This is a genomic window from Nonomuraea sp. NPDC050451 (assembly GCF_044458585.1).
Genome location: NZ_JBITHZ010000092.1, coordinates 1 through 5,904, shown reverse-complemented (window position 1 = coordinate 5,904; position 5,904 = coordinate 1). Strand labels below are relative to the sequence as shown.

The 5,904-nt window shown below is 67.6% G+C and carries 3 protein-coding genes; 2 read left to right on the top strand and 1 reads right to left on the bottom strand.

The window, feature by feature from the left end; all coding sequences use genetic code 11:
* Positions 1-661 precede the first annotated feature (661 nt).
* Together ACIBI9_RS67550 and ACIBI9_RS67545 are read left to right on the top strand one after the other, a co-directional pair.
* A complete protein-coding gene (locus ACIBI9_RS67550) occupies positions 662-928 on the top strand; it encodes a hypothetical protein (protein ID WP_397239574.1) in 267 nt (88 codons plus the stop codon).
* 385 nt (positions 929-1,313) lie between these two features.
* Positions 1,314-1,505, top strand: a complete 192-nt coding sequence (locus ACIBI9_RS67545; protein ID WP_397239572.1) for a hypothetical protein — start codon at positions 1,314-1,316, stop codon at positions 1,503-1,505.
* 3 nt (positions 1,506-1,508) lie between these two features.
* Here the strand turns inward: ACIBI9_RS67545 and ACIBI9_RS67540 are convergent, their stop codons facing one another.
* The gene (locus tag ACIBI9_RS67540; RefSeq protein WP_397239570.1) at positions 1,509-4,892 is read right to left on the bottom strand and encodes a CHAT domain-containing protein; all 3,384 of its coding nucleotides are present in this window, start codon (positions 4,890-4,892) and stop codon (positions 1,509-1,511) included.
* Between the last annotated feature and the right edge of the window lie 1,012 nt (positions 4,893-5,904).

The window sequence follows — 5,904 nt, the reverse complement described above, 5'->3', positions numbered from 1 at the left end:
TTGGTCGACTGCTGTCTTATCGGGAGCCTCCTCTCATCCGCCACCGCTTCCCACAGACCCATCCTGACCAGTGCCGTCACGATGGAAAGAGCTCACTGTTCAGCACGACCGACGGCGTTCATCTGCCGACCGATGCCCCCCATCGGGCCAGCAGCATCTGCACGGTCTTCCGGGCCAGCGCCCTGGAAACGGCTTCTCATCTCGCTCGCACGCATGGGTGCGTTCCTGCGGCGAGAGCCGTCCTTGCTCTGTGGCGACTCGAAGCGAAGAGCGCTGAGCCGGCGGCGACGCCGTGCAGAGACCGCCGACGCCCCCGGCCCGGCGTTGACCGTTGGATTCGGCCTTGACCATTGCCATCCAGGTGGGCGTCGATACGCCCTGTCCGGCACGGCCGGGAACACGGTGGCGGCGCTCCACGCCGTACAGACGGCGGCACGGGCAACAGGACCGCCATGCACCCGTAGCCAGCCACCACCGGGGCCATGGCTGAACGGGAAAGCGCGGGATGCGTGTCTGGAACAGGACTACCGAAGGCACGCCCTTCGAACAGGGCGATCAGTCCCTTCACCGGCCGCTTCCAGGGCTGAGCGCCACCCCGCCCCTGCTCACCACCACACCGGCCCCGCCCGACAGCACCAAAGAGAACAGGACAGGACACACGATGGCTGAGGGACGCACCTTCAAACGCTGCTCCTGCCGCGACGCCGACGGCAAGGCACTCGGGCAGAAATGCCCCAAGCAGCGCCCCTCCGACGGCGGATGGAGCTACCGACACGGCATCTGGAACTACCAAATCGAACTCCCACCCGGACCCGACGGCAAGCGGCGCGGGCCGCTGCGCCGCGGCGGTTTCGCCACCCAGGACGCGGCCAAGGACGAACTCGGCCAGGTGCGTGACCTGCGCGGAGTTCAACAGATCAGACCATGATCAAAGCGCGCCCTGCAGGATTCGAACCTGCGACCGTCGGATTAGAAGCAAGATCCTTTAGTGTCGCGCTGTGCCGTTGAGTGATAGTTAGTGCCACCTCAGCGCGTTTTGGGTGTCCGATGATGCCAAGTCCTGACGGCGTGTGACGGAGCGTACGAGCACGCACCGAGCACGGTCGGGCCGCCCTATTCGACAATGCGTCGCGGCCCCCCGGAATGGATTCCGCGCTCAGCCACACCGGCGCCAGCTACTGATGACGGTCGCAGTGCTCGGCACGTGCTCCAACCCATGCAGCACTCCCGTGGACGCAACTCCGGCCTGACGAGACCAACTCGGTGGCATCCTCCTCTAATACTCACATGCCGCTTGACCTGCACGGACGGAAGTGTCAGCAGGCGCAGTGCTGCTGACGGCGTGGCGGCGCGCGCGGACAGCCTGCGACACCTACACACTCCTGGTGGAGGCCACCGCCCGCCTGCAGTCGGCCGACCTCACGCATCGGCTCGGCTTGGACCACACCGGCCCGATCAGCCGCGAGACCGGCGCGGTATTGACCGGCCTCCTGCGTGGCCCCTGACTGTCAGACTCCGACGTGGATGTGTGCCGCCCAAAACGACGGGGTGGCGGGGAACCGCTCGCGGATGGTACGGATGGCATGATGCAGCGCGTGGGGGACACGACCGGTGTTTGTGCCGAGGCCGGCGTAGAAGAGGTCGGCGACCTGGACGGCGACGCGGTCGTTGATCTCCCACAATGTGCCGACGACCTGTGAGAACCCGGCGAGCTGGAACGCCGAGGCCAGATGCACGGCCTCGTCCATCAGCTCGGTGGGGGGCGCGGCGGCGGTGCCGCAGGCCGACAGGTACGCCAGAGACGCGTGGTGGAGCGTGACCTGGGCGAGAGTGGCGACACTCAGCGGGGCGTCCTGGTGGTCGTGCAGCAGCAGCCTGCTCCTCGAAAGGTCATCGGTGTCGGTGTGGCCGTGGCAGGCGAAATGTGCGATCGCGCTGCCTGGAAGGTGCGCGAGAACGTCGGCCTTCCTGGCCTTCCCGGCGGTGCCGTCGAGCCCGGATCCGGGTTCGGCGAGCACGACAGGGTGGGGCAGGCGGGCACGTACCAGCTCGACCTCGGCCGGAACATGAGGTAACCGGCCGTGCCCGGGAGTATCGGGCATCGCCACGATGAGCGAGCGGACCGGCTCGCCCGCGCCGGACCGGAGCGCGAGCCTGGCACGGGCGTGGCGCAGCGCCCCTATCGTCGGAGTGTAGGAGGAAACGACCCGGTCTATCACCGTACGCCGGTGAACGTGGTATCCCGCCGCGTGGAGTGGCAGCAGGCCCAGCAGCCCTGAGGGAACCCACCACAGGCGTGGCCACTCCTCCCCGGACGCGGGCTCGTGGTCGTAGCCCAAGGTGCTCAGGACGGGTTCGGTGACGGCGTCCCACAGCCATTCCAGGACCATACGCATCATGGTTTGGGCCTCAATGCGGAGTTGAGGTGTCGTGGAGGGGTGGGAGGTGACGTGCAGGGCCTGGTGGAAGATCTCGACCTGGTCGATCACCTCGGCCGGCGTCAGATCCGGGAGGGGCAGCGTGGTGATGCCTCCTTTCGTGAGCAGCAGGGCGTCGCTGCGCCGGGAGCTGAGGTTGACTGCCACGATCGGCCCTGCCTGGGACTGGGCCAGAAGGTCCTCGGTGGTGGGCGGGAGGGCGAAGGAGGGGTCCACGGCGCGGATCCTGATCAACGTCTCCTCGAACTCCTTGGCCAGGCGCCGCCGCTCCCCCGGAGCAATGGCACGTTCCGCCTCGTCGCGGTCGGGGCGCTCCAGCAGGTCACGTAGCCGGACGAACCGGGCGGCCAGCACCGGATCCCGTTCGCGCAGGCCTGTCAAATCGCTGCGGGTGTTGAGCGCCTGGCTGAGCAGCACCGCCCTGGCCCTCTCCATCAAACTCAGCGCCCGCTCGGCCCCGTCCCTCTGCGCTCGGTCCGCATCTCTCCCCGCCCTTATCTTGCTGTCGGCGCTAGTCAGCACGGAGGCGACCGCTTCGGCGGCGAGCCCGGCGAGCCTGCCGACGGCGAACTGCTGATCGGGTCGGCGCAGATATCGAGGCGCCACCGTGGGCAGGAGCCGTACCGCCTCTTCCAGCAGGTCGGCGGCCCGCTCAGGGTCGGATTCGACGACGAGACCCGCCGACGACGACGCGGCCTCCACGCGGGTCAAGGGGGCGGCGGTCGCGGCACCGGCCGCCTCCTCGTAAGCGCTGCGCGCCTCCTCCAGGTCGGACTCAACCCCGCCGCGCTCGAACCGCAGGCGCAGCGCGGCGGCGAGGTTGCACAGAAACCTAGCGCGATGAGGATGATCCTCGGGAATGCACCGCACCGACTCGCGACCCGCCTCGACGGCCCCGTCCAGATCAGCCTCGCCCCGACCAGCCTCATTCCCACCGTCCTCGAAATGCTCCGACCGGAGCCGCAGCGCAACCCCCCAGCTGGACAGGCGCGCCGCGCGCTTGGGGTGGTCGGCGGGCGTGTCACGCATCGCCTGACGACCCACCTCGATGGCCTCGTCCAGATCGCTCCGGTTCCCGTCGCGCTGGAACCGGAGCGTCAGGGCGATGCTCACGTTGGAAAGCCGCCCCGCGCGGTTCCTCCCGTCCATGGGCGTGTCCAGCACCGCTCTCCGCCCTACCTCAACGGCCTCATCCAGATCGGCGGGGTCATCGGCCCACTCGAACCGGGTGCGCAACACGTTGCCGAGGTTCGACAGGTACATCGCACGGTTGCGGTGACCGGGCAGCGCGGTCTCCACGGCCCGGCGGCCTAGCTCGACCGCAGTGTCCAGATCGGCTCCGTCGCCGGTCCTGTCGAACCGCTCCCGCAGCGCGAGCGCGAGATCGGTCAGATGGCTTCCGTAATCATGATCGTCTCGAGTGCTGGCCTGCACGGCCTGCTCCAGCACGGCGATCGCCTCGTCGGCGTCTGCCGCGTCGCCGACGCGTTCGTATCGGGCCTGCAGGGCGATTCCCAGAGCCGACAGGCACGACGCGCGATCCAGACAGCCGGACGGTGCTGCCTCCACCGCCTGGCGTCCGGCCTCGATGGCGGTGTCGAGATCGGCCGGATCCCCGTCCCGCTCGAACCTGGCCCGTAACACCAGTGACAGATTGCAGAGCGCCGCATGGTTGGGATCATTCGGGGAGACCGCCTTGACGGCCTGGTCCAGAAGATCGACCGCCTCCCGCAGGTCGGCCGGATCACCGATGCGGGCGTACCGGAGGCGCTTGACGTTCCCCAGATTATTCAGGACGACCGGTTCCTTGGGATGACCGCTGGGAAGGGCTGCGACGGCCCGTTCCAGAACGGTGGCCGCCTTGTCCAAGTCCACCTGATCCCAGGTATGCCGATACCGCAGCTGCAGACACGTGCCCAAGGTTGACAGCATCTCGGCCTGCCTGATGTCTTCGGCTGGGATGTCCTCCACCGCCCGCTCCAGCACCTCGATCGCCCGCCCCGCGTCGGTCAGGTCTCCAAGGTGAGCGAAGCGCAGAGTCAGCGCGTTCCCCAGATTCGCGAGGTAGACGGCGTGATCGCTAGAAGCGGCGTCCAGCAGGTGCTGCCACAGCTCCACGAGCGCGGTGAGCCACGCGGGGCTCGCGACCACCCGGGCCCGTTCGGTTAGGGCGACGGCAATGGGCTCGACCTGCTCGGCCAGAATGGGCAGGAACGGCTCCGGCAGATCGTCATCCCCAATGGCGAAGCATCTCGACAGCAGGGCGACGGCATCGTCCAGTTCCCGCTCGCCGCGGCCTTCGGGCATGGCCTGGTAGCGGTACCAGTGGAGCATGCCCAGCACGTACCTGGAGCGTATGTCCCGGTCGTCGTCTCGCAGCAGGCGGGACAGCGTGGCGGCCTGGGCGAACAGCCGACGATCGAACAGCACGGAGAAGTCCCGTGCGGTGATCACCCGTCCGAGCTGAAAAAAGATCGCTTGGGCGAGCCTCTCGCGCTTTTTCATCCGGTCTGCGCTCCCGTCACGTGGCCGTGGGCATTACCGCATGCCGAGCGTACGACGAAGGGTCGGTGACCACGGGTCGGTTCACCTGGACGCGGAGACCGCATACGGGTGCTGACCCGGCGCCGCGAGCGCCAAGAGGAGCTGAGCGCGAGGGCGGGCGCAGGCTGGCAGGACTCGGGATACGTGTTCACCACTGCGGACACCGCGCCGCTGCCGCCAGAGTTGCCTCACCGGCCGGTTCCGCCAGTTGGTAGTGGCCATGCTCGGGCACGCCAGCATCGTGCTGACGCCGACACGCGAGAGGGTAGCGGTATCACGAAAGATCGCCGACAGCTTGCGGGCTACGGTCGAGTGCGCATAACGCTTCTCCAGCGCGTTGACGTAGGGCTCGACCTCGATGCGGTAGGCGTACAGCGGATTGCAGGGCCAAAGGATGCTGCGCCAGGACCGCCCGCAGGAAAAGGGCTCGCCTCGAACGGGGGCAGGCCCTTCTGCATCTTCGCGTTACTGGTTCGGCCGTCCCTTTCCGCAGCCGATCTCCACTTGAGCGGCAGTTCGTCGCGGCCCTGGAAGTTCCCTGCCGCGTACGGCGGTGTCCGCGAGGCGGCATGCCTTCAACGGCAAGCCAACGTGCCTGACGTGCCCGAAAGATCATCTCGCTCTGACCTGTGAGAAGAGGCTAAGAACCCAAGATGACTGCGGAACCTTCCTGTCTGGCACGACCGGCTGGCTGTACGCCGCGGAGCGCGAACCGAAGTCACCACGAGCGCCAAACGGCCGTTTTACCCTGCGTGGGCTGCCAGTACGCCCCCGGGGCGCCACAGTTGAGGCCAGATTTCACTGGCGTCTGGCCAGAACATGCCGCTACTAGGAGCTGTTTAGAGTTCGGATCATGTGGTTGAGGTGAGGAGTCTTAACCACATGATCGAGCCTCGGAGGTAGAGTCCGGCCTCGTAGCTTT

Excerpts from the sequence above, each read along its gene's own strand:
- ACIBI9_RS67550 (WP_397239574.1), top strand. The coding sequence starts at position 662 with ATGGCTGAGGGACGCACCTTCAAACGCTGCTCCTGCCGCGACGCCGAC.